This is a genomic window from uncultured Shewanella sp. (genome assembly GCF_947501665.1).
GTDB lineage: Bacteria > Pseudomonadota > Gammaproteobacteria > Enterobacterales > Shewanellaceae > Shewanella.
The window spans coordinates 55,375-80,939 of record NZ_CANMWS010000005.1; the positions used below are offsets into that span (position 1 = coordinate 55,375).

At 38.3% G+C, this 25,565-nt stretch carries 17 protein-coding genes; 9 read left to right on the forward strand and 8 right to left on the reverse strand.

The features are described 5' to 3' along the window. Positions 1-95 precede the first annotated feature (95 nt). Together Q0976_RS04880 and Q0976_RS04885 are read right to left on the reverse strand one after the other, a co-directional pair. The gene (locus tag Q0976_RS04880; RefSeq protein ID WP_299491607.1) at positions 96-482 is read right to left on the reverse strand and encodes a hypothetical protein; all 387 of its coding nucleotides are present in this window, start codon (positions 480-482) and stop codon (positions 96-98) included. A gap of 116 nt (positions 483-598) precedes the next feature. Continuing rightward, complete coding sequence (locus Q0976_RS04885; protein ID WP_299491609.1) at positions 599-940, reverse strand: Fis family transcriptional regulator; 342 nt, start codon at positions 938-940, stop codon at positions 599-601. Between the two features lie 151 nt (positions 941-1,091). Between Q0976_RS04885 and Q0976_RS04890 the strand changes: the two genes are divergently transcribed. Beyond that, a complete protein-coding gene (locus Q0976_RS04890; RefSeq protein ID WP_299491611.1) occupies positions 1,092-1,709 on the forward strand; it encodes a DUF938 domain-containing protein in 618 nt (205 codons plus the stop codon). Positions 1,710-1,769: 60 nt separating this feature from the next. On the opposite strand, the gene Q0976_RS04895 is transcribed toward Q0976_RS04890, so the two are convergent. The 3 genes from Q0976_RS04895 to Q0976_RS04905 form a co-directional block, all read right to left on the reverse strand. After that, complete coding sequence (locus Q0976_RS04895) at positions 1,770-5,750, reverse strand: hypothetical protein (protein ID WP_299491613.1); 3,981 nt, start codon at positions 5,748-5,750, stop codon at positions 1,770-1,772. A 398-nt stretch (positions 5,751-6,148) separates the two neighbouring features. Continuing rightward, positions 6,149-7,270, reverse strand: a complete 1,122-nt coding sequence (locus tag Q0976_RS04900; RefSeq protein WP_299491615.1) for an ISAs1 family transposase — start codon at positions 7,268-7,270, stop codon at positions 6,149-6,151. A gap of 406 nt (positions 7,271-7,676) precedes the next feature. Continuing rightward, positions 7,677-9,467, reverse strand: coding sequence for an acyl-CoA dehydrogenase C-terminal domain-containing protein (locus Q0976_RS04905; protein WP_299491617.1), 1,791 nt, complete (start codon positions 9,465-9,467; stop codon positions 7,677-7,679). A gap of 232 nt (positions 9,468-9,699) precedes the next feature. On the opposite strand from Q0976_RS04905, the gene Q0976_RS04910 reads away from it, so the two are divergent. The 5 genes from Q0976_RS04910 (at position 9,700) to Q0976_RS04930 (ending at position 18,219) form a co-directional block, all read left to right on the forward strand. Further along, a complete protein-coding gene (locus Q0976_RS04910; RefSeq protein WP_299491619.1) occupies positions 9,700-10,551 on the forward strand; it encodes a D-hexose-6-phosphate mutarotase in 852 nt (283 codons plus the stop codon). A 52-nt stretch (positions 10,552-10,603) separates the two neighbouring features. Continuing rightward, positions 10,604-14,023 carry a YdbH domain-containing protein gene (locus tag Q0976_RS04915; protein ID WP_299491622.1) on the forward strand — a complete coding sequence of 1,140 codons (3,420 nt, stop codon included), beginning with the start codon at positions 10,604-10,606 and terminating at the stop codon, positions 14,021-14,023. Between the two features lie 413 nt (positions 14,024-14,436). Further along, positions 14,437-17,310 carry a hypothetical protein gene (locus Q0976_RS04920; protein WP_299491624.1) on the forward strand — a complete coding sequence of 958 codons (2,874 nt, stop codon included), beginning with the start codon at positions 14,437-14,439 and terminating at the stop codon, positions 17,308-17,310. A gap of 368 nt (positions 17,311-17,678) precedes the next feature. After that, a complete protein-coding gene (locus tag Q0976_RS04925; RefSeq protein WP_299491626.1) occupies positions 17,679-17,879 on the forward strand; it encodes a YnbE family lipoprotein in 201 nt (66 codons plus the stop codon). Positions 17,880-17,898: 19 nt separating this feature from the next. Continuing rightward, a complete protein-coding gene (locus Q0976_RS04930; protein ID WP_299491628.1) occupies positions 17,899-18,219 on the forward strand; it encodes a YdbL family protein in 321 nt (106 codons plus the stop codon). Between the two features lie 114 nt (positions 18,220-18,333). On the opposite strand, the gene Q0976_RS04935 is transcribed toward Q0976_RS04930, so the two are convergent. After that, a complete protein-coding gene (locus Q0976_RS04935; protein WP_299491630.1) occupies positions 18,334-18,804 on the reverse strand; it encodes a DUF2919 domain-containing protein in 471 nt (156 codons plus the stop codon). A 568-nt stretch (positions 18,805-19,372) separates the two neighbouring features. On the opposite strand from Q0976_RS04935, the gene Q0976_RS04940 reads away from it, so the two are divergent. Further along, positions 19,373-20,632 (forward strand): SGNH/GDSL hydrolase family protein, encoded by a 1,260-nt coding sequence (locus Q0976_RS04940; RefSeq protein ID WP_299491632.1) that lies wholly within the window; start codon positions 19,373-19,375, stop codon positions 20,630-20,632. A gap of 305 nt (positions 20,633-20,937) precedes the next feature. Here Q0976_RS04940 and Q0976_RS04945 read toward each other — a convergent pair whose 3' ends face one another. Beyond that, positions 20,938-21,342, reverse strand: a complete 405-nt coding sequence (locus tag Q0976_RS04945; RefSeq protein WP_299491634.1) for a hypothetical protein — start codon at positions 21,340-21,342, stop codon at positions 20,938-20,940. Positions 21,343-21,543: 201 nt separating this feature from the next. Here Q0976_RS04945 and Q0976_RS04950 point away from each other — a divergent pair, with 201 nt between their 5' ends. Continuing rightward, positions 21,544-22,815: an MFS transporter gene (locus tag Q0976_RS04950; RefSeq protein ID WP_299491636.1), complete on the forward strand. Its 1,272-nt coding sequence runs from the start codon at positions 21,544-21,546 to the stop codon at positions 22,813-22,815. A 142-nt stretch (positions 22,816-22,957) separates the two neighbouring features. Here Q0976_RS04950 and guaD read toward each other — a convergent pair whose 3' ends face one another. Beyond that, positions 22,958-24,319, reverse strand: a complete 1,362-nt coding sequence (gene guaD, locus Q0976_RS04955; protein WP_299491638.1) for a guanine deaminase — start codon at positions 24,317-24,319, stop codon at positions 22,958-22,960. Between the two features lie 482 nt (positions 24,320-24,801). Here guaD and Q0976_RS04960 point away from each other — a divergent pair, with 482 nt between their 5' ends. Continuing rightward, positions 24,802-25,548: a TerC family protein gene (locus Q0976_RS04960; RefSeq protein ID WP_299491640.1), complete on the forward strand. Its 747-nt coding sequence runs from the start codon at positions 24,802-24,804 to the stop codon at positions 25,546-25,548. Positions 25,549-25,565 lie beyond the last annotated feature (17 nt).

The following is a 25,565-nucleotide window of genomic DNA, read 5'->3' on the forward strand; positions in this document are numbered from 1 at the left end:
AGGCGACTAAAAAGATACCATGAGTCAATAGTCGCCTTTATTCCTTATCTTATGAGACAAATAACTCATTCAGTTTCTGGAAATCAAAAATACAGTTAACCTAAGGCCCAAAGAATAATACAGGCGGTCACCACAAAATAGCCTAACCAATGGCAATAAAACAAAAAGGACTGTTTTTCACTGCTCATGATTTTTCCATAAAGTTGCCAAATAGCGAACAAGGCATAATCAAGCGCAATGAATAATAGCAAACCATAGGCATACATTTGTGAAATCAGACTCAAGCTACACGTAAACAACACTAATGTGGCCAGTACATAAAAAACAGCAACAAAATAAAAAAAACTACTCAAATGCGTTTTTGTTTCAATGCTGATGTCACTGACTAAACAGGGCATAAGCACTTTCTTTCGATCGCGAGTCAAATGTTTAATACTCAGTAATAAACTCACAATACCGCCAACCAATAAATAGCTATCCATATGCTTCTAACCCACCACAGTGTAAACCTATTCAACATTAAAGTATAAGACAGGAATAACAGACTATTTATTGCAAAATGTATTACTAAGTTTTAACAAAGTGAATAACCCAACAGTTAATCCGCCAATCGTAGTGCCCAATTGCCACTATGCTCAGCGAGACATCGCTCTTCATTATCAAAACGAATGTATTGTCTGTTTTTCACATGGATCCCAATGTATGCCAATTGTGCTCCAATAATTTGGAGCATTTTTTTATCCATTTTGCCTAAAACCGCTTGAGATTGCGACAATTGTGAATCAAAAATACAGCTCACCATTAATGTAGTTGCCACACTTTTCATATTAACTTGATGAGTTAGCCACTCAAAACCATCCACCAGTCCTAAAATATCTTGACAAGCCAACATTAAGACTTCTCTAATGGCATTATCAAGCTTCTTCTCTGTTTTTGTCATATTAACATTCATTAAGTGAAGGGGAATGCATTATACGCTAATCTATTCGATTCAACAGCAATGAAAATATCGGTAGCCATGATACTGTTAGGTGCTATCTAAATACGTTAAAATACGACATACTTTTTATTTTCTATCATGTGAATGTCTTATGCCTCAAACGCAACAACCCTATTTTTCACAAGCGTGTGAAAATAATAAAGCCCCTATTCTTGCTCAACTTTTACCGGTGTTAACCAATAGCCGTCACCTGCTTGAAATTGGCAGCGGAACAGGACAACATGCTGTTTATTTTGCAAAACATTTACCTCACCTCATTTGGCAAACCAGTGACAGACAAGCTTACCATGAAGGCATTCATCAATGGCTAACCGTCAACCCCAGCAATAACTTACGCCCACCACTATTATTAGATATCACTGAACCATGGCCACTGACGCAAACCATTGATGCTATTTATACTGCAAATACACTGCATATCATGAGTAAAGCGATAGTTGAAGCATTTTTTATTGGCGTTGGCCAGCATTTAACCTCACAAGGCCACCTCTGTATTTATGGTCCTTTTAACCAAAATGGACAGTATACCAGCAAGAGTAATCGGCAATTTGATTTACGCCTTAAACAAAACAATCCACTCAGTGGTATTAAAGCGCTGGAATGGATCGAACAATTAGCCGTTAAACAAGGACTTAAGTTACAGAAAAAAGTGCCTATGCCCGCAAATAATCTATTTTTACACTTCCAAAAACAAAGCCACCCGCTTTAGGTGGCTTTTAACACTAATATCTAATCATAAACGTGGCATTAACGACATAAACAAACTAAATTAATGGCAACGTATGTTGTTTGAAAAGACTTGACTCACTAACGCATCATCATTATTAGGTGAACCTATTCGAACGGTTAACGTCTTCTCGCCACACTCCTCTACAGCAAAAGAGACATTAGTATTTTTATGTTTAAAAATACGGCCCACTCTTTTCATGCCCACTATATTCTCATCAGCGTCAACAATATATATCCACTGAGATTGAGTATCATATTGAGTACTCAAGCCCACATTAACACTGGTTTCGGTATATGAATTGATTGACACAGATATGGGGTTAACCGGAACAGAACTGCCAGGAATGGCAGCCTGAACCATCGCACTCGTCATAAAATTGTTGCCACTGACATTAGATGTCGCAGCTTGTGCCGTGCTGCCAGCTGGTAACACTGTGAACTCTTGAGGATACATCCCCACATTATTCGTAAACGTCATTTTGACTTCACTCAAGTCAGGAGAATCAAGCGTCGTGTACTCTAGTTGCACTTCACTAATATCACGGTAAAGCGGTGCCGTTTCCTCGCTAGCAAGCCCTTTTCCAGGTAATTCAGATATCATGTCACCATCGACATCTTCTGCCCACGCCACCACCCAAAAATAATAACTTCCCTCGATTTCGCTAGTATCCCAGTCAACCGTGGCCATCTTCCAATTATCCAAACCAGTTGAACCGTACCCAGCACCAGGAATGTCAGATAGCCATGTTTCACCTGTCAGCTCTGCCGAATTAGGCACTAAATAACCAGAGTTAGCAACAGATTGACGATAAAACTGTACATGCACACGACTCCCCTCTGGCATATCCGTTAAACTGTAATTATAAATCCGTGCTTGGAGTGTTAATTGTTCACCTGCTTCTGCTTCGAAACGAGTCTCACCACCAGCTCTGGTCGTCACAAATAACCCTCGCATATTATAAAAAGGCGAAAAATTTTCTTGCCCAGCTACCGTTGGTTGGTAAGGTACAGCGCAAACATCATCTGCTAAACAATTAGTCCCTTCATCATCCAGCCGAATACTCGTATTACTACCAGTTGTATCCCAACGAGTGGGGTTATTAAGACCGATATCTATCTTCGACAGACCTTTTCTAGATCGCCACCACGATCCCATATAATTACTCGGGATGTTTTGAAAATTAGTATAATACCCAATCTTCATATACCCACCTGACAGTGAGCCTGTTTCATTTTGTTGAATAGTCTCTTTCACGGCCTCAGGCATAAAAGGATCACTAGTATCAATACTGCTACTATCCAACTTATCACTAAATACAACAGGCGTTATAGCATAACTGTAATCTGTTGTGGACCTAAACGTATTTGGTAGAGCTACAGTCACCGAGGAGCCAGCAGCATAATTACTGGTATCGTTAGTCACACCTGTACTGGTATAAGCCCCGTTATATTTAATATCGAACGAATTGTTGTAACCCACTCCAGTTAACTTGGTAAATGAGTTACTGGTACCATAAGAACCACTAAAACCTGCATTCCATGTTTCCTTATTTATCAATGTGGTTTTCTTTGATGACGAAGTACCATTTAGCCAAGCCATTTTAAATTCGCTATCTCCAGTAGCCGTATAAAAAGTATTATCTGCCTGAGATAATGGTTCAATAGCACTACCATAATCTGTCTCTAATTGTTCAAACGAACGGGGATAAGACAGCACGTTATTCACTTCATGCACAGGTTGATACCAAGAAACTTGACTACCATCCACATAAGCGCGAGAAACATCAGATTGTCTAGTATACATCACATATTGCTGGCCTTTTTCACTTTCTGCACAATCATCACCGTCAGGACAAACTCTGCTGCCCATTACAGGGTAAATGAAATGCTCATTACTTTGACTCAAGATGCCTAATCTATCTTGATAACCAGAAGTTAATGCCAAATCAGTTGAATATGTAGAGGTATTTTTATTCGACACATCCACTGTATTCTCGTTAGTATAACTACCACCAACAGTTGCTTTAAATGATGCTTTAACTGGACTAGGCGTTATTTCACCACTGCCAACAGAGCCTTCTGCAGTTAATTGCATAGCAACCGAATTAGTTAATGTATTCACATTTTGAGTCACATACCCACTCGAGTCTGTAGTTGTTTGCTCAAACTTCGTCACATAGTTATCTTTATCCAGACTCAAATTAACCACTCGACTATCGCCAATTTGTGGATCATCACTCGTATTATTCGCTGGTAACATAAAACCAATATGCGCAGGCGGCGACCCCACAATCAAAAACGGCTTCTGAATAGCTGGCGTTTTATAATACAAAGGCGCACCAAGCTTGACAGACTGCCCTTGAAGATCCCCCTTAAATAACATATTTTTAGCACGGCGCACATTCATGGGGGTATTACGATCATCGGCCATCATATAAGGCCTAAATACTAAATCTCGATGGAACGAGCCGCTCGAATAATTATTAGCAAAGTCCCTATGACTGACATATGGAAAAATCTTAGTACTGTTTACCCCAGTGGTATCTTGATTTAATGTCATCACACGTAACTTAATACCTTGACTGGTCAGCTTAGTCGCATCACTGAACACCATGGCCAATGCATTAATAAAGTCCGTACCTTCTAGATTTCTATCCATAGGCAAGGTGCTTGGATATACAGCAGACAGCCCCCTTAAACGCCAATAACCAGTATTATTAGGTTTCTGGCTCGACAAAAGGCTTACACCTTTATCACCTAAATTAAATCCCATTTGTAACATGGAAAGAACCGGACCAACGGCATTTTTATCACCCTTTTTTAGATAGTTTTGACACGCAAGCCACAATTGTTCATTCGAATCAAACAAGTTTTTCTTCGCCGAAGTCGCAAAACAATAACCCCCTCTCACATCATAGCCTCCGGCGATATTACCAGTAATGTCAGCTTGTGTTGTAGGTGTAAAAACGGGTCCGCTGCTCCCAGCACTGACTTTATAAGCATCAATTGACGCAATCCACTTTTTTGTCGCAGTATTCTGAACATTACTCACAACCGCTAATTCATTGCCAGTGCCATGATAGTTGCCAATATGGAGCTCATAAGCGGAATTCGTACGATCAGCCGCTGAATAAGGCAACAAATTCACTTTCGAGGGATCAGAATTATATATCACAGTATAAGCAGGTTTACTGCTGCCATCACTATTATTGCACACAGAGTTCTTCACACTTGAATATTGACCAGAACACACAGTAAACACATTAAATTGAGTTCTAGAAGCATAAACAATTTCTTGATTACCATCACCGGTTAAATCCCCTACAACCGGATGCCCATATTGCACCGCCAAGTCATTGCCTAAAATCGTCATTGAGAGAGGTTCATAAATTGTTGATACATTCAAACCTTGGCTCGGATCATTCGTATCTTTGGCCTGAATAAGCGCAAGATTAAAACCATAATGTTCTGGTGATGTATTAAATTTAACACTATCGCCAATCGCAATAACCTCTTCCGTGCCACTTCCAGTAAAATCGGCTTTTACTGCATTATAATTCACTGTGGCTAATGAAGAGGTAAAACGATTCTCTAATGAAGGTAAAGTGTCAGTCATCAATACATTCAGATTTTTATCTGACACTTCAACAGAGAAAGATGCCTTATCTGAATTAGGCATTAAGACAACCTTACTGTCATAATTTGTTGAAAATAAACGTGCAGATAATACAACACTGCCAGTTTCTGTATTGTTATGGGTTATCGGTAATGCTGCACGCATATCCCTACTGATACTTGATGCCTTTTCAGTATTTTCCATCAGATAATGGTTTGTACGCGCTAGAAAAGTATTATTTGATAAATTATAATAACTCGCATTATAAAGTAAATCATCATGAGGTGACATATTATGATACAGCTTAAGTGGATCTTCAGTAGCCAACGCCGACATTGATAACAACATTGAGATTGAGGATGCTAACCCAATTTTCCCCACTAATCTTTTTTGATTATACTTCATAATTGATGCCTTTAAATCTTCTCCCAAATTCATTTATTGATGAATAAAAGAGAGTTTAAATTAATATTGATTAAACCAGTGATGATCATTTTATTCACTAGAAAAATAAAACACGAACCACCTTGCTAACGCTAAAAAACTAATTCTATTAAGACTCACCACATAAAATCAATTAACACACTGTATTACAAAAACATAAAACAAACAGACAGAAACCAACAAGCCAAGATTAAATGAAATTAACTTAACACAAAAAAACACTACGTTAAGAAAATAACTAACAATAGTAAATACTCAAAACATTTTTACATACAATTACTATGCACCACAATTATTAAACTAACCAACACACTAACTAACAGTATTTTACTCAGGATATAGGGCAAGAGCATACTTTGTTATTGTCCTTTAACATGACCAAAAATAAGCGGCTCTCGATACTCATCACTGAGTAAAGAGCGGTTTAATTTATTTTTCATACTCCTTTTTTGTGTTGTTTCCATTTTGGCAAGGTTTAATGCTAACCGCCTCAAAATAAGCAGTGATTCAACACTGTTTGCTTCATGAATACGACAGCTATCCTCTTTAAAAACAACATCTAATACCCAATGTAAGTTATTTTCTATTTGCCAGTGACCACGTACTGCTGTTGACATAAATTCGGGCGCTACCTGATGCGATGAAACATAAAATTTGGTATCGATGGTTGTTTTATTCTTGATTTTTCGATGTCGCTCTACTGCAACGATTGTATTGATTGATGGCCATTTTTTCTTTATTTCATCATTCGCAATAAAAGGCAGCTGGAAAGTAATACGGGTTTCTTCTCGTCCATGCCCTTTATTCGTTGTTGCAAAGTGAGGCACTGTATCACAGGCTCCAAAGGCTTTGGTAAATTGAGCTTGTACCGCTTGAGACAAGCGTTTTTGATTGCCTTTAACTTGGATTAAATAATCGGCTTTTCTTGAAATAATGGCGGATAATGTGTCGGCCTGAGCATGGAGTGCATCAAGCGTAATTAATGCATTATCAATGTCTAACATATTGAGTAAGGATTTAGCTGTTGCTATTTCTGTTGCTATTTCTTTTCCTTTGCCCGAACTCAGTTCTTGATAAAGGGCAAGTCCAGTATTGATATCATCAGCAGCAACCGAATGAAATGCCTTTTCACCTAGCTTTGAAGCCATTTTTAATGCTTTTCCATCAATCGCAATCAAAGGTTTATCCGCTTGTTGTCGTTTTTCATTTATCCAGCTAATCAAACATAATTGGAGTGCCTCTGGGTTGATTGCTTGTACAATTCGAGCAATGGTATGTCTACGCGGTATGCCGTTTTTAAAGCAACGAAATTGCCGTAACCAATTAAGTTTAAGCTCACCAAACTGCTGTATTTCAGCCCAACCATCTTGGCCACTGGTCATGGCTGAAAACACAAGGAATAACACATCCACTAAATTATGGCGCTGGTTCACATGAGAACGAGGATCATCAAGAAGTGACAAATGATCGAATAAGGACATAATGATAAAAAGTGAGTTAATTTGATGATCTGATTATCATTATCGCAAAAAGTTCACTTCTTTTTAAGAGTGTGATCCCGCCCTGAGGGTGAGAGCATACTAACCTTAAAATTAAACAAATGAGCTGAAATGGATGATTTCAGTATGATATGAAAAGCATCCACTTTTCACGATAAATTATATTACGAGTGAATAAATCAACATAAAAAATGAGTCAAAAAACTAGCTTGTTACTTGATTTAACAAAGTATGCTCCAGCCCTAACTCAGGATAACAGCCTATAACCATCAATCTGTGGAAAAATATTTTTTAGACTTGATTAAAGATCATCACAATACGATTTTATGAAGATAAAAAAACCAAAAGCCACAACAAAGTGTGGCTTAAAAATAAAATAGATAATAAATTAAAACAATGCGTCATCAAATTCAGTCATAGTGTGACTACTCGATTCTATTTGCAAACGTAAACTGCTCGTTTGTACCGCCCAATAATCCATATAACATTGCGCAGTTTGTAACTTTGACTGATAAAAAGTACGCTCCTGCGTCTCTTCATCTAAAGCCCGTAGTGCAATTGATGCCGTTCGAGCCCAAATCCAAGCAAGGACTGTGATCCCCATTAATTGTAAATAAGGCATTGAAGCTGCCCCTATCATATCGGGTGACTTTTCAGCCTGACTCACAATAAAACCTGTGGCTTTTTCAAGATCTTCTGCCGCGTGCACTAATCCCATCACATAAGGGGTCATAGCCGAATTACCTTGATGCTCGCCAACAAAGTGTTTCACCATTTTCGACCAAAGATTAAGCACAGCGCCCTTATCAGACAGTAACTTTCTTCCGATTAAATCCAACGCTTGCACACCATTAGTGCCTTCATAGATCATTGAAACCCGCAGATCCCTAACAAACTGCTCCATTCCCCATTCATGGACATAACCATGCCCACCAAATACTTGCTGTGCATCAATACATGCTTTAAACGCTTGATCCGTAACAAACCCCTTCACCACAGGTGTAAACAAAGCTGCCAACATACCCGCTTGCTTTGCTTGATTGGGATCACTATGTCGAGAAGCCGTATCCAGCCACAAAGACTGTTGGCCCATCAAACCTCGAGTCCCTTCGTTAAATGCTTTTTGCGCCAATAACATTCGACGAACATCGCCATGTACCAAAATAGGATCAGCCGCTTTGTCACTGTGTTTAGGGCCACTTAATGCCCGCCCCTGAAGCCTATCTTTTGCGTACATCAGGGCATTTTGATAAGCAATATCTGATACGCCTAACCCTTGAATGCCCACACCTAATCGAGCCTCATTCATCATAGTAAACATGGCTCGTAAACCTTGATTCGCTTCCCCCACAAGCTCTCCGACTGCACCATCAAAAAGCATGACACAGGTTGCATTACCATGCAGCCCCATTTTATGCTCAAGGCCCGTGGCACTGACATTATTTGCCTCACCTAAACTACCGTCATCATTAATAAGGTATTTAGGCACGGCAAACAAAGAAATCCCCTTTACACCTGCCGGGGCATTTGGCAACCTAGCCAAAACCAAATGCACGATATTCTCACTCAAATCATGATCGCCTGACGAGATAAAAATTTTCTCTCCAGAAATCGCATATGTCTCTTCTTCTAAGGGAGTCGCTTTTGTCCGCAATAACGCTAAATCCGTTCCTGCATGGGATTCTGTCAGGTTCATGGTACCTGTCCATTCACCAGTGACCATTTTTTCAAGGTATTTTTGCTTCAAAGCCTCAGTGCCATGAGCATGAATGGCAGAATATGCGCCGTGAGTCAGGCCCGGATACATGCCAAAAGACATATTAGTGGCTGCTGTCATCTCTAAAATAAACAAGCCAACCACTGCGGGTAACCCTTGCCCGCCATATTCAGGATCACTGGTTAAGGTCCCCCAGCCATTTTCTACAAATTGATCGTACGCCGCTTTAAACCCGGTTGCCGTTTTTACCTGTCCTGCTTCTAAACGGCAACCTTCAAGATCCCCTGCAGAATTTAATGGCAACATGACTTCAGTACTAAACTCTGCCATGCCTTGTAATATGGCATTGACTAAATCAATATCAATTTCATCAAATCCCCTTAACTCGTCTTGCTGATATACATTAAGCAATTCATTTAACACAAATTGATAATCACGCAGTGGTGCTTGATAAACTGGCATGCTGTCTTCCCTTTCTTGTTATGTTAACGCTAACGCTATATCGCTATATATACCCTGCATCTTCATGTATCACGGATATAATTGAGTAAAAACTCAATATTATTCTCATTTTCAACTTAAAAACGCAACACTTATCCACATGCAATATTATTCTTCAGGTTTTAGGTATCCACATTTCACTTCCCCCCCAGATACGGTAAGCTTATGCAAAATCAGTTAATTAGGAAGTACTATGGGCACTGTAACCACTAAAATGCACAAAAATGGTTTAGAATACATCGACATTGATACACAACATTGCCAAGCGCGTATTTTTAAACAAGGTGCTCAAATAGATTTTTTTAAGCCTAAAGGTCAAAAACCACTCCTTTGGTGTTCAAGCGACAATGATTACCAAGTGGGTAGCGCTATTCGAGGTGGGATCCCGATATGTTGGCCTTGGTTTGGACAGCATGATAACTCGGCTTGGCCTCAACATGGTTTTGCCCGTACACAAATGTGGCAACTCAGTGAAGTGAAGATAAATGACAAGGAAGTGGATTTACTCTTTACACTAGCATTAAATGAAAGCACGCAAGACTATTGGCCCTATCATACTCAACTCAGTGCACGTTTTCGCTTAAGTGAGACATTGAGCGTTTCACTTATCAATACCAACTTAGATGATAAAACCATCACATTGACTCAAGCCTTACACAGCTACTTTCCTATAGGCAATATCCATGCATTGTCAGCTACGGGTTTTAACCAAGCTCAATATATTGAATTTAATCAAGGACCCTTTAAGCAACAGCAAGATAATGTCATTATCAATCAAGAAACAGATAGAGTGTACACACAATTAAGCCCACAACAGCAATTACACACCCCCGATGGTATTATTGAAATTTCACGAGAAAATAGCCAATCAGCTATTCTATGGAACCCTTGGTCTGATAAATCTAAACGTTTATCTCATTTTAAAGATGATGATTATCTCTCAATGATTTGCTTAGAAGCCGCTAACGTACTTGATGACAAAATCACACTCGCCCCCAATGAAAGCCACACATTAACCACAAGCATTCAATGGCTAAAAGCTTAATCAATACCCAAGGGCCTTTAGCATCAATGGACATTAATAAGGAGAGTCGTCAGTGAAGCGGCGTGTTATTTTTACTTTTACCATTATTTTTGCCTTCATTATCGGCCTATCCACTATCGCTAGCTTAAACGTTGAGCGATTAATGAAAGGGATCTTTAACCACTATTTAACGCCTTTTAATGCACACATTACCCAAATAAATGTCTCAGCAGAAAGCCTATTGCATTGGTCTATTCCCAAGCTCACCATTAGCATGAACCAAGATCAATGGGAACTCCATGATATTGACATTCAATTTAAAAAAGATACCTCTCTTTTTCAACTTTCAAGTAGTGATATTCAACAAGTTACAATTAATAAGATCACTGTGAAACTCCATCCTTTATCATTTACCCATCAAGTCAATACCTTGATGGACCAGAGCCGAGCGGCCAATACCAGCAATCAAAAACAAACACTACTGAGCCCTCAGCTCTTATCATTTCTGGCAACGTCTCCACAGCTGCATATCGAACAAATTGATGTTCATCTTAACGCCCAAGATCAACATCAATCGGTACCATTAATGGCAATGAGATCAATGGATTTACATCAAGGTGCCTTCTCGACACAATTATTCATGAATAATCACCCTATTTGGACACTTTCAGGGCATTTCACCCCGTCACAATGGCAGTTTTCAAGTCACCTATCATTTGCTGCGCTAGCCAAAGGATTAACCTCATTATTTTCAGAACTCGACTCATTCGGCTTGACTTCCCGCTTAACTTACGGCATACCTATAAACACAGTCAACCCAAAATCATTATCCGCGGCTTCAAGTGCCCAACAAACAGCTCCCCTTTCAGCAGCTTTAGTCCAAACAAATACCGAAGTCAGACACGTTTCGCAAACGTTATTTGCTCTGCTTCACTCAAAGTTGCCCGCAACGGGTCAGCTCACCAGTCAAATAAATGTAGACTTATCAAGCTCCGTAGGAGCAGACAATACACAACCGATTTTTGTACAATCAACACATCAATTATGTGATGTTCCTTTTTATATCTCCCCCAAGAATATGTCGATAACCGCTCTCCCCACAAGCCAAGGGCGGCATAATATCCGCTTACACAGCGCACGTTATGACATCAATAAAAAGCAACAAGGTTCAAACTGCCAAGCCTCTCAGCTACAAGTCAATATAACCGGTCCCATTACTGGTCCCACCTTATCCATACAACCCGTCGCAATCACTCTTAGCCCTAACCAAACTCAATTAACGGAGCTTATCTCTTATTTACAATTATCTTCGCAATTACACTCATTATTGTCACAAATCAATCAAGCTGATAAAGCAAATAAGCAGCAAAACACATCCCTGAAACTGGTTATTACTGAGCCATTAATTTTCAATATGACCTCAAAAAAGCTCAGTTTATCTCATGCAAATTTGACCTGGGATCTTGGGCCAATAACCACCCAGCTGACACTCTTTGAGCTGCAAATAATGAACGCGTTTTCTATGAATAATGTGAGCGGAAAGTGGGCGCTGCACACTCAGCAATATGCACCTATTGAGCTATCACTGCCTTTATTGAAGACAGGCCAAAGTAACGAACGGAGCAGACTGAACAAAACCTGGAAGAACATAGAGCACTATGATAAACATCATATGGCCAATATCACTTTTAATCAGCTTAATTTGAGCAGCCAAGGCTGTATCATCAAACAAAGTAAAAACAATCAAATCCAATTTACATTTGACACGCCTATCAGCCTTAATACTGGCACAGTGACCTTGAATAACACGGCTCATTCACTGGCCTTAAAAAACAATAAAGTCATGCCCAATGACCATGGTTATTTACGCACACTTGACGTTAAAGAAAATCAATTAACCATCGAAGCCGGTTCAATACTGCGCTATATTCCTAAGCAGAAAATCACACTCACTTTGCCCCCGATCCAGCTAAAATTAAACAAAGTGAACGCCAACTGGCAAACCAATACAGACACATCAACGCATAAAAAACGTGCCGATACCTCAAGTCAAAAGCTGGCAAATATTGAACACCAAGGAAAGATAAAGCAATTACATATTGCCTCATCCCGACCAATCGATTTAGTTTTCAAATTGGACGATACTTTGTCTTTCGCGTCACAATCTGCCCCCCTAACATCACATAATGCAATGCAAACATTTTGGACTGCCATTAATCAGCCTATGCAACAAGACATCACCGTCAATATGGATGATTTACTCATTAACAAAGCCAGTCAAACATCCCCCTTTCACTTGAAAAGCTCACCGCTTAAAAAAACAAAACAGCGCCAACAACTGGCACATATCAACAAGCTGTCTTTAAGTCAATCAATCACCAGCCATGCAAAGACAATCACCAGCCACGAAAGCTGGAAAATCAATGACCTTCACTTAAACAGTCAGCATAAAGTCACTGTAGACTCTCTTGCCAATCTACAGGCTATTAACGGAAAATGGACATTTTCCAGCCCCTTAAATGAACTCCTTAACGTAATAAAAGAAACACAAACCGAACCCTTAGATCTTGACATCACAGGTGAGAGTCAATTTGAGATCAGCTATTACAAAACCAATAGCGCCACACCTTGGCAATTTGCGCTCAGTACTCATTTCAATGATATTCAAGGTCAGTTCAAAGGACTGCCTTTTGAAGGAGGAACGCTGCACGCCCAGTGCCACTTTGTTCATCATGTCTTACACACAAAAAAAGATAGCCTCAATCAATTACCACTACAATGCGACACATTAACATTATCAATGGATGCCTTTAATCCTGGGATCATCATCACAGATCTCAATATTCAAGGAACACTCACCCAGATAGCACCCCCTCGGTTAGCGCCTTTAAGCAAAGACACTTCAACAACTTGGCAAGCCCTATGGGCACAATTGGGATTAAACCAAACACAACTTGAACTCAACCTCACAGCAAACACATTAAACGGCACATTAGCAGTGCCAGAGTTTAGCCTAAATACCAAAGGAGAAACAAAAGCATGCATCTTATTAAAAGGAGTCAGCCTTCATCAATTACTCACCCTTCACCCCGTTGAAGGAGTCTACGCTGATGGCCTATTTGATGCGGTATTACCTATCCAGTTTGAATATGATAAACTGACATTCAATAATGGAGAACTGACCGCTCGTGCCCCTGGTGGCCTGATAGCAATCAATAATAATCCCAGTGTCGAGAAAATGAAGCTGTCTCAGCCTTACTTAGATTTTGCTTTTTCTGCGTTAGAGCATCTCGAATATCATGCATTAACCAGTCAATTTAATATGACATCAAACGGTGATGCCATTTTAAAAGCCCACATAGAAGGGAAAAGCCGAGGCGTTACACGCCCTATCGTCTTTAATTACACTCAAGAAGAAAACTTATTACAGTTACTCAGAAGCTTACAGCTCAGTGGTAAATTGCAAAGTGAAATAGAAAAATCAATAAAATAACGTGTCGTACTTTTTGTCACCGTAACCAAATTTAGCTCTAAGCCCAATTTTAGAATAAAAAGTCCAAATGTTTTGTTACCAAAGCTTACAGTATTAATTATAAATTAAGTTAAAATTAATGAAATTTAATTAAGCATGATATTCAAAGAAATATGAAAAATTTAAATCCAAAATATAAGTATTATTATATATTGCTATTGAGTTTAATCACATTTTTTTCTTTCTCGTCTTTCGCTGATGATACCAGAATAAGACTAGAAGCAGAATTAAAAAACTTAGCCAATTCACCTGTGAGTGTCAGCATAAAAAAAATCGAACTATATTCACAACAGGAATTCACCATCTTAAAAAAATGGCAAGGTATAAGCTATCCGGTTACCAAAACTGGATGGTACCCTAGGGATATCGATGATTTGAATAAATGGAAAAATAAGTGCATTGCTCCAAAATCAACAGAAACTGTGACCATCATGCCTGGATCTACCAATAATTTTGGTATCTATTTTCAGGATGATGAAAGTACTCTATGTAGCAGTAAGGCTAAAGTTACCTATCAAGTCAAAAATACAGACAATCAGACAATATCTGAAATTAAATTTATAAAAATTCAAATTTCCAAATGTCCACTAGGTGGGCTTTGCTTCGAAAAAAAAAGCAAAAGCGGTAAAACCAGTGTAGAAAGTAACTTTTACAATAGTGGCTATTTTGTAGAAAAAAAAAGTAAAATGTCATTTCAATTAAAAAGTGTCTGGGAGCTGTATAATCCCCATTTATTTGACTGGCAACAAATCAAAAATTCATCTTTCAGCCATGATTTTACCCCAAATCAACTCAGCAGCCTGATTGCCGATGAAAATTATCTAATTAGCTTCCATCAAACAAACTCAGACAATGCAGCCTCAACTGTAGCCTATCGCACCGGTCTGCGAACCCCATATAATCAAATCGAGTGGGGTGCTGAAACAAACATTAATGATGATTCAGAACGTCATACATTTGAATACTTAAAAAGCGCTTTATCACCCATCACACGTCAAGTCTTTGTAATAGGGCAAGATGAAAACGAGCAATTGTTTTTTAAGCAAGGGCGACTCAATAACGGCACCATTTACTGGAACAATGGCTGGTCTTGTGTAAAGTCAGAAGCAGAAGCCTGCTTTACAAACAATAATCAATTTAACGGCTACAAAGGTAAAACCCCTAATATCGCCATCTCACCTGACGGAAACACAGCGGTCATCGTTTATAAAGAAGATGGCAAAATTCGTTACCACACAGGCACAATCAACGAAAATAATATACAGTGGAGTGACAGAGACTCGGTTGGCTTGGGTAATATCTATAAACCCAGTATTAGCTTTTTAAATAATAACACAATTATTGTTACAGGCTCTAACGGTAACAGTAACAACAACACCATTCAATTTAAAATGGGTAAACTCTCAGAAAATAATCAAAAAATCAACTGGGAAAACAGCCATGAGTTCAGCAATATAAAAGGCCACTCTCCTGAGGTGATACATATCGAAGCAAACCCTTTTGAAGATAATGCCCATAGCATGTTTCTATCTTATATACGAAATAATAATGATAATTCACAAACCAATGTTATTACATACTTTCAAGTTTCTGATAAATCAGGAAAACAGATCAACCCTCCAATTAATAACCCTTGGGAAGTACCATTAGGTCAGGTCGATGATTATATTACGATTACTAAAGCTATAGGACATAACCCCAATACTCCCATGACAGTGGATTTTTTTATAGCAAGCATCAATCCTGACAGTGATAACAACGACGTTAACCTGTTCCAGCTACCCGCCGATAAGGTCTATTATGCAAAGGTCAATCCTGATCACAATAATGCTCAAACTTACATCGCAAACCATGATAAAAACTGGGATCTGGCATTTGGCTTTCATGATAAAAACACTGCCAGTTTAATCACTAATTCATTTTGTTCTTATTCTATGGCTGAAAATACACCATTTTTATTTATACCCATAAGTATGGAAACAACAAACATTATTGATAATCAATATATTTTTAATGATGTACTTAACCCAGAAACAAGCCTAAACTGCAATGAACAAGATAACAACAGAACCAGTACCGATATAGCATTACAAGCCAATATGGATCTCTATCAGCAAACCATAAACTTGCAATATGCACCCATTTTTTATGCCGATGAAAATGATGTTAACACAACATCAGACAGTGAAAATGAACTCCCCTTCTTTGAAGATGAGATCACCGAAATCAACTTTACGGTTTTTGCAACAGGAATAAGAAATTTTCCTTATGCAGCAGCCGATGAAGATACCATAGTCAATGGTAAAAGTATTAACATTATCCCTGTCAATTTTACCAATCCCAATGGTAAAAATATTGAATTTCAACGCAGTGAAGTGCAAGACACTCTCCTTTACTCAACCGATAGCAATCAGTCCTCACTGGCCATCGAAGACTTAGGTCTTATAAGCGAGCGACATTATTTAGATGAAAGCCGCAGCGAAACTATTGACTGGCGTTTTGAAACACCCCTTGTGCTCACACGCAATAACAATAACCAATTAATCAATAACAATACAATATTGAAAGCCACAAGTTATGCCTGGATTGATCTTCCTTGCAGCTTTTCATCAGACGACTGCGGTCCAGAAGATACCATGCTTAAACCCGGACTGATTGGTTCATTCCCTGAAACCTACGAAAACATCACTATCGAAGCCGTTGAAAGTGAAGCAAACGTGATTGAATACCTGAATGTTTATAAAGCCGATACTTCGCTTTTTGGCCAAATTATCTTTGATCCTGTATTAAATATTAATCCATTCGAAGAGGATGAATATGGAAATAACATAAAAGGCGAACTTTTTTATAACATAGCAAGAGAGTCAAGTTTAACCACTTATCATGATCTCGACTTTAACAGTGCCGCTATCAAAAATCTAAACAGCGGAAACTGGTATTTTGAGCGCAATAGCATAGATCAAAGCACACCATTAACTTTATTATCTGGTGCCTACTGGGGTGCAATGGATTTTGCATCCATTACAGAATACACATTCAAATTAAAGCAAATCGATATGTTACCAGTAAAAAATGGCTCTTTTAATGGTCATGGCTTACTTACCATCCTATCAAGAGGTTTTACTGGTGATAAAACCGAAACGATAAACGTTACCGTCTCAACATCCTATCAGGGTGATAAATTGACCTTGATTAACATAACAGGAGATAACTTTAGTGCAACACTGCCGTTAAATGAAATGAATTAGCTAAAACAAAAAGCAGTATTGAACCGGATCATTAATGGTCAATACTGTTTTTTCGCGTCTCACATTTAGGTAAGGCCAAACAAAAAATAGTCATTATGGCTCATACTTCACTCTCAATATGGTTTCTCAGTAATAAATGGAAAAATAATATAAAAATCAATTAAATAATTTCACATACATTCGCTTTAATATATAGTATGTACTCACCATTTAACCTATAGCCTATCATCAGACAACGCAAAGACGATGTTGAACCCATCAAGTCAGTAAATAAAAGTCTATATAACATTTTAATAAATAAGTAAATATGTTTAAATTTACTCTACACTACTCATAAAAACATTCACTATATGATGTAAGGAAACGGAATGAACAGCATAGTGTTCACCCACAAAACACTCTTAGGCGTAATGGTGCTAATAACCGTCAGTGCTTGTACACCAACAGTTCAACTGGCCCCGCCAGATAAACCGATTGTAATTAATCTCAATGTAAAAATTGAACATGAAATCAAAATCAAAGTCGATAAAGAGCTGGATCAACTACTCACTAATGATGAATTATTTTAAGCTGACTAATGGAGCCTTCATGAAAACTCAAATACTGACGCTGTTCACCGTTTTACTGTTTTGCCTAAATGCATATGCAATCTCTTTGCAAGAGGCCAAAATGCAAGGCAAAGTAGGTGAACAACAAAATGGCTACCTTGGCATTGTCAAAGCCAGTCCTGAAGTAAATACATTAACCAAAAGAGTAAACGATGCACGCCGTAACTCTTATCAAAAAATAGCAAAACAGAACGGCATTCCTCTTAGTGAAGTGGCGAACCTTGCCGCTAAAAAAGCCATTGCAGCCACTAAAACAGGCCAATTTTATCAAAACAAAAACGGTCAATGGATCAGGAAATAATCCCCTCTAACAAGTAATAGTGCTCATTTTTTATTACTCGCCTTTTATTGATAAACCAACGCTTATATGCCCCCCATGCGCTTTATTCCATTAAAGCGCATTTTCCCCATAGGGTTATAACGAGCTCACTTTCCAATCTGATAAATACAAAGATAAACGTTTTGACTTGAATAAATAGATCACACTCCAAAACAACAATAATGCATCTAATCCCATACTCCAACTGTATAGGTAATGAGTAGTCATTACCCTTGCGATCAGTAAGCCCCCATCCAATAATAACAAGCCAAATAATAGACTTCTTATTTGACCAAAGGGTATTCGAAGCCATTCAGGGCTGCGTTTACGCTCTGCAATAACAAAAATATAAATCAGAACGGCACCTAACCCCGCCATTAACGACATGATAAAGTCAGCTTTATGGGGATAAAATAAACTAACCAACCCCGCTCTATCACTGGATTGTGTTAATGAAGCAACCCAAATACACCAGCCTCGAGCAAGAAAAATCAACATTCCATACAAATAAATCGGCGGTTTTACCTGCCCTTTCTCATCAAGCCAGCGAATATGACTAAAGTTCAAATGACCACCTTCCCTCTACCGCTTATCACTACACCTTAAATACCCCAATGCGAGACAAAGCGTTTATGCTTATTTGTATAGAGAGATGGTGGTTATTTTTGTCATTTCAATCCTCGCCACAAAGTTATAGCTAAATCAATATAAAATGAGAGTCTCAGCGCGAGCAGTTGAGCGACAATTCAAGGCGCATGCATGATGGAATGTGGGTACCTGTCAAGATCATGCAACAAAGAGAGTCACTCATATTGATTTAGCGATATGCATTGAAATAAGTGAATGGGATCATCTACACCCCAACCATAAACAAACCAAATTACAAATTGTTTGAAACAAATTTAAATCAAAAAGAAAACACAACCCCATATAAAGACACAACAAGCCCAGTTTAGAGTTAAAACTCAAAATAAAAATAGCATCAATACCATTTAGTTGTTATCAATTGCATTAGAAAAACCTAATACATAAAACAATAAGCCACATTTCCTCAAAGATGATAACTGACAACAATATCAATTCAGGCTGTTAATAAGCCACATCATTGGCCTGAACTGCAATGGAGAACCATTATATGATCCTAAAAAATGCCTTCTATCTCACATTATGCCTACTGCCTTTTTCAAACTTTGCCAATGAAAGCACGCTATCTAGCTCACAGATCAGTAAATTACAATCCAAAGAAACCTACACTTATTTACGTTGCTGGTACAGACCAGCCGATAGCCATGATGATGTTGCTACTGATTGGGAGTGGGGCTTAAATGATGATGGAAGCTATTATAAAGTCAAGGGTTATTGGTATTCGAGTCTCTCTTGGAAAAATATGTTTTACACTCAAACCAGTCAAGACACCTTACTTGAACGCTGCCAAAAAACTTTAGATACCGATTATCAGGCAGCCGATATCACCTTCTTTGCCGCTGATACTCGCTTGTCTTATAATCAAACCATCTGGACCAATGACATTAGCAGCGATAACGACGATAAAAGTCTAGTCAATAAAGTCGTCAGTTTTGGTGACAGTATTTCTGATACCGGCAATTTATATAATGCCTCGCAATGGTTATTTCCTAATGATAACTCCTGGTTTTTAGGACATTTTTCTAATGGTTATGTGTGGACAGAATATTTAGCGCAACAAATTGGCTTACCTTTATATAATTGGGCCATTAGTGGCGCTGCGGGTGAAGATCAATATGTTATTTTACCAGGTGTGACCGATCAAATTAACTCTTACGTGCAATACATGCAACTCGCTGAAAACTACGATCCTAAAGATAGTTTAGTCACCCTTGAATTTGGGCTCAATGATTTTGTTAATTATAATCGAAGCGTTGCTGAAGTCAGTGGAGACTTTACTGAAATTATCGAAAAGCTCATTGATAGTGGTATCACCAACATGGTCGTATTAAATTTACCCGATGCGAGTCATGCACCTCAATTTAAATATTCCAGCGCGACTCAAGCAATTAAAGTAAAAAATAAAATATTTGAATACAATGCATTTATCAAAAATCAAATCGCCAATTATCAAGCGCAAGGGTATAACTTTGTTTTATATGATACCTACGATTTATTTGAAGATGTTATCGATTCACCACAAAGTTATGGCCTCAATAATGTCACTGATTCCTGCTTAGATATTAATCAGAGTGCTTCAAGCGATTATTTACAAACACACCCTTTGCGCTCAGATTGTTCCGTTAATGGTTCTGACAGCTACTTATTTTGGGGAGTCACGCACCCAACAACACAAACTCACCATATCATTGCCGAGCAAATTGTTAATAAGGCACTCTCCAGCTTCACTTTTAAAAATCAAACTAACTAATTTTAAAAATACCAATCTGATCTTGATCAGATTGGTATGACTTATTGCTAAATCAATATATTAACCTGATGTGATGATCTCCTCCCTTGCTATAGCTTTACAGGTTATATTAGGGGCATTTGTTCTTTCTTTGTTAAATGATGTTCAAATAAACGTGTTTTAATCGCGGCAAGAGAGATGACACCTAGTCATTCTTCACCTCCTTTCTTAAACAGAGCGGCTCTCAACAAAAAGTAAAACACGTTTAACCTGATCCTACAGACAGCATTTGTGGTGAAGAAATCATCACCAAAGCTCAATAACCCCTAATACATACTTACTTGCCATGAACTGGAGCTGTAATAATCACTATTGCAATCGGGTAAATTCCCAGCGCTTCCAGCTGATGCAATATAAGACGGGGTGCCTGATACAGCGTAAATATCTCCACCTATAAGCGTAAACCGAATTGTTCCTCGGCATTCATACTGATAAGAGCCATATTCAAAAATAATCATTGCAGAGCTTGTATTTGAATCAACATCAGCATAAACCGTTCCAGAACTTCCAGATCCTATGCTACTTGGAAAAGAACAATCAATTCCAATACAAGAAAAACTGCCAGTACTGACTCTCTTATCGGTACCATTATAAATACGAATTTGATAATCAGCAGCTTGCACCATAAAAGAAAATAAACCAAACAATAATATTCCTAAATATTTAAACATAATAAAGTCCTTTTATTTATATAAACATTTTCAATTATTTTTCATAACGACGTAGCTTAAAGTCGCGACAACTTTTACAGAAAGTTTATTATCTTCTAAGATAACAATAATTGAAACCACCTAAAGGTGTACGATAAACAATGGTAATACTGTGATCACGCCAAGCAACGCTTTCTTACCCTTAAGGAATGAATCCAATATATGACCAATAGTCCAACTTCTCTTTCCCATAGGCCTTCTACATTACTGGGTTTATCATCTCTCTTTCTCGTTTGGTTATTATCACTTTGCTTTTACTTCCACCAATATATGTTTCGCATCATCCCCAGTATTGCTCTACCGGTAATGGATGAAAAAGGCATCGCCCATTTGTCTTCTGTACAATATAATATTGCCTTATTTATTTTTTGGATTGCCTTTGTGTGTTTTCAGCCGATTGCAGGCATCATCATTAATCGCTTATATTATCTGTTTACCTTAATGAGTGTGTTATTATTACATGTTATTGCGATATTACTGTTAGCCCATTCCACTGCATTTTACATCATCTCCTTTTCTTTACTCCTCATGGGGTTTGCCTCAAGCTTTTCACTGGTATTCAGTTTATTTTTAGCGAAAAAAATCTTTAGTCAACGTTTTTATCCATTGGCTTCAGGGATTATTTTTGGTCTTGGTGGCGCGGCAGCCATTTTTGCCAGTTTGCTCTTTACCCCTCTTTCTATTCAGTTTGGTCCCATCAATGCGTTAGAGCTCTTTGCCATTATTCCTAGTTTTCTCGTTTTAATGATGCTCACACTATTACTCATCAAACTCAAACAAGGTAAAGCCATAATCTACCCGTTAACTCCCCCTCAAGAGCGCTCCATCACCTCGACTACCGATAAAAATAATAAAAATTTATCAAAGTCATATTTGTATGTATTATTTCATGGACTCCCTATGGTGTCTTTTTATTCATCTTGGTTACTGCCTTTTATGTCCGATAAACTGGGGGTCAGCAACCTTTATGCAAAATCATCCACTGCAGCGGTATTTGTTGGTTATATCATAGGTGCACCTTTTGCAGGCTGGTTAACAAACCTCTTTTACCATTCACGATCAAAATTGCTCACCTATGTCAGTGGCATGGGACTAATCATTAGTTTGTTAGTCATTTATTCTCCGATTGATGGAGCCTTAATCTTATTATTATTAAGCTTTCTTGGCATAGTCAGCGGCTTTATCGTCACAGCGGTTTCAATCACAGCAGATCTTGCTCCAACAACGAAACAATCCTATGCATTGAGTATTAATAGTGTCTGCTCTAATTTAGGCGGTGCACTCGCACTGTTAATGATAGCGGGTTTATTTAAATGGTTCGATATGTCGACGTTCTACCCCGATCTTAAAGAATTCCATATTATGCTTTTCTTAATCCCCTTCAGTTACAGCATTGCCATGTGTATTGGTTTTTCAATGATCAAAAATGAATAAATCCACCTGAAAAACTAAAGCTCGGATCCTTCAGTTGGACGGATAAATGAAGATTTAACGCTTAAAAATCAGCATTAAAACTTCGACTGTTAGCAATACGTTTAATCATCAAAGTCCCATCAGCTAATACTGATACGAACCGCTACTCCTGCCCATACACTTTCTCACCCGCGACGTAAGTCGCTACCACATTGCGATCATCTCCAAGCAGCATTAGCGCAAATAGTTTTTCTTCTAAGGTATTCGTATCTTGATAACGTAATTTTTGAAAATCTGTCGCCGCCCAATCAAGTACCACAAAATCAGCTTCTTTACGTCTGCTAAAGTTACCAATTTTATCCTCCAGACTCAGGGCTTCTGCGCTCCCTAAAGTGGCTAAATAAAGCCCTTTAAACGCAGACATTTTCTTAGATTGCAACTGCATGATCCCATAAGCCTCTCCTAAAGAACGAAGCTGAGAGAAGCTGGTTCCAGCGCCCACATCAGTACCCAGCCCCACTCTTACATGATGTGCTTCTGCCTCGGCCAATTTAAATAAACCACTGCCCAGAAACATATTGGATGTCGGACAAAAAGAAATCACTGAATCGGTACGCTCAAACTCATCCCACTCACTGTCCGTTAAATGAATACTGTGGGCAAAAACAGACTTATCACCGGCTAGACCATAATGTTGATATACATCAAAATAGCCCTCTCTTTCAGGAAAAAGTTCATTAACCCAAGCAATTTCATTTGTATTTTCAGACAAATGAGTATGCACATAAACATCAGGGTATTCAGATTTTAATCGACCCGCCGCCGTTAATTGTTCTGGTGTTGAAGTCGGTGCAAAACGCGGCGTAATGGCGTATTGTAAGCGTCCTTTGTTATGCCATTTATCAATTAACATCTTACTTTCTTCATAACTCGAATCCGCAGTATCGAGTAAATAACTGGGTGCATTTCTATCCATCATGACTTTACCTGCGATGAGGCGCATATTCAGTTTCTCAGTTTCCTCAAATAATGCATCAACCGATTGCAGGTGTACCGTTCCAAACACTAACGCGCTGGTAGTGCCATTTTTCACCAGTTCATTTAAAAATAGTTTCGAGACTTTTAAAGCATGTTCTTTATCCTCAAACTTTTTTTCTGTTGGAAAGGTATACGTTTCTAGCCACTCTAATAATTGCTCCCCATATGACGCTATCATTTGTGTTTGTGGATAATGCACATGCGTATCAATAAAACCAGGCATGATCAACTTACCACTGTAATCTTCAATACGAGAATAACGTTGAGATTGACGTTGGCGATAAGGCTTAACGTCGACCACTTTGCCATTTCTCACCACTAACAAGCCATCTTCAATATATTCATAGCTATTTTCCACTTCCGCCGTTTGTGCTGGATCACTTAAAAAATGAAGAATACTGCCTCTAACACCATAGGTTTCGGCATAAGATTGACCAGCAAATAAAGAGGCAACAAGCAAAGCTGCACATTTGGTACGAAATAACATAATCCCACTCCTAAAAAACACACAATAACCATCAATACTCGACTTTCTGAAACACCATTATCGCCACAGCTCCTTTTAATTGAGGCAAAATAGAATAAGTCAGATCAGAAAGCGCGCTAAGGATACATATGTAAAAAATTGTTTAAATAAGACTTTGATATAAATGATCCCGAAGAACTGAAAACGGCGCAATCAAGCCCTATTTCCATCTACGAGTGACAAGAATCTGTTGATCATTATCTCCATATTCCTTTCAATCAAAAAACAATTAGATACAAATGTAACAATATAGTTATATTAGAATGAGTAATGTGATAGCAATCAAATAAATCACCATTCGATCTTTGCTGGCTTAAAAAATAATCTCACTGTCCAATGACAGTATTTATGAGGAAGTCTATTTCCCTGCTTGCTTAAACATTATTTGACGTTTACCCTTTCAATTAACAGGCAAACTGTGAGCATCTGAGGATCACTATCCAATGTATCACCTTTTATCTAGTCCTGAAGCTTGGGTCGCTTTAGCCACATTAACAGCATTAGAAATAGTACTAGGGATAGATAATATTATTTTTATCGGCATTTTAGTGGGGCGACTGCCTATCCATCAACGGAATATTGCTCGTAATATCGGCTTACTACTTGCAATGTGTACACGCCTGTTACTGCTGTTTTCTTTAGCAGCAATCGCATCGTTAACCACACCTTGGTTCAGCATCTTAGAACATGGTATTTCAGGAAGAGATTTTATTCTTATTGGAGGAGGTATGTTCTTAATGGCGAAATCAACCCATGAAATTCATCATAGTTTTAACGAACATGGGGAACCCTCCACCACTAAAATAGCCTCAAGTATGGGGTTAGTCTTATTACAAATTGCAGCATTGGATGCCATTTTTTCATTTGACTCAGTGCTCACTGCCATTGGACTTGTACAAGAGCTCTCTATTATGGCAACCGCCATTATCCTCACGGTTATTGTCATGTTATTTGCCGCAAAAAGGATTAATGAGTTCGTGGATGCCAATCCCACACTCAAAATGCTCGCCTTATCTTTTCTCATTTTAATTGGACTCACTCTCATGCTTGAAGGAGTCGATATTCATATCCCTAAACCCTATATTTATTTCGCTATGGCTTTTTCTGTTACCGTTGAAATGCTTAATATTCAATTACGCAAAAATAAAGCGAAAAAGCACTCAATGAAACCACCAAGCAATAAGAAGTAAGCAATAACACCAGAAAC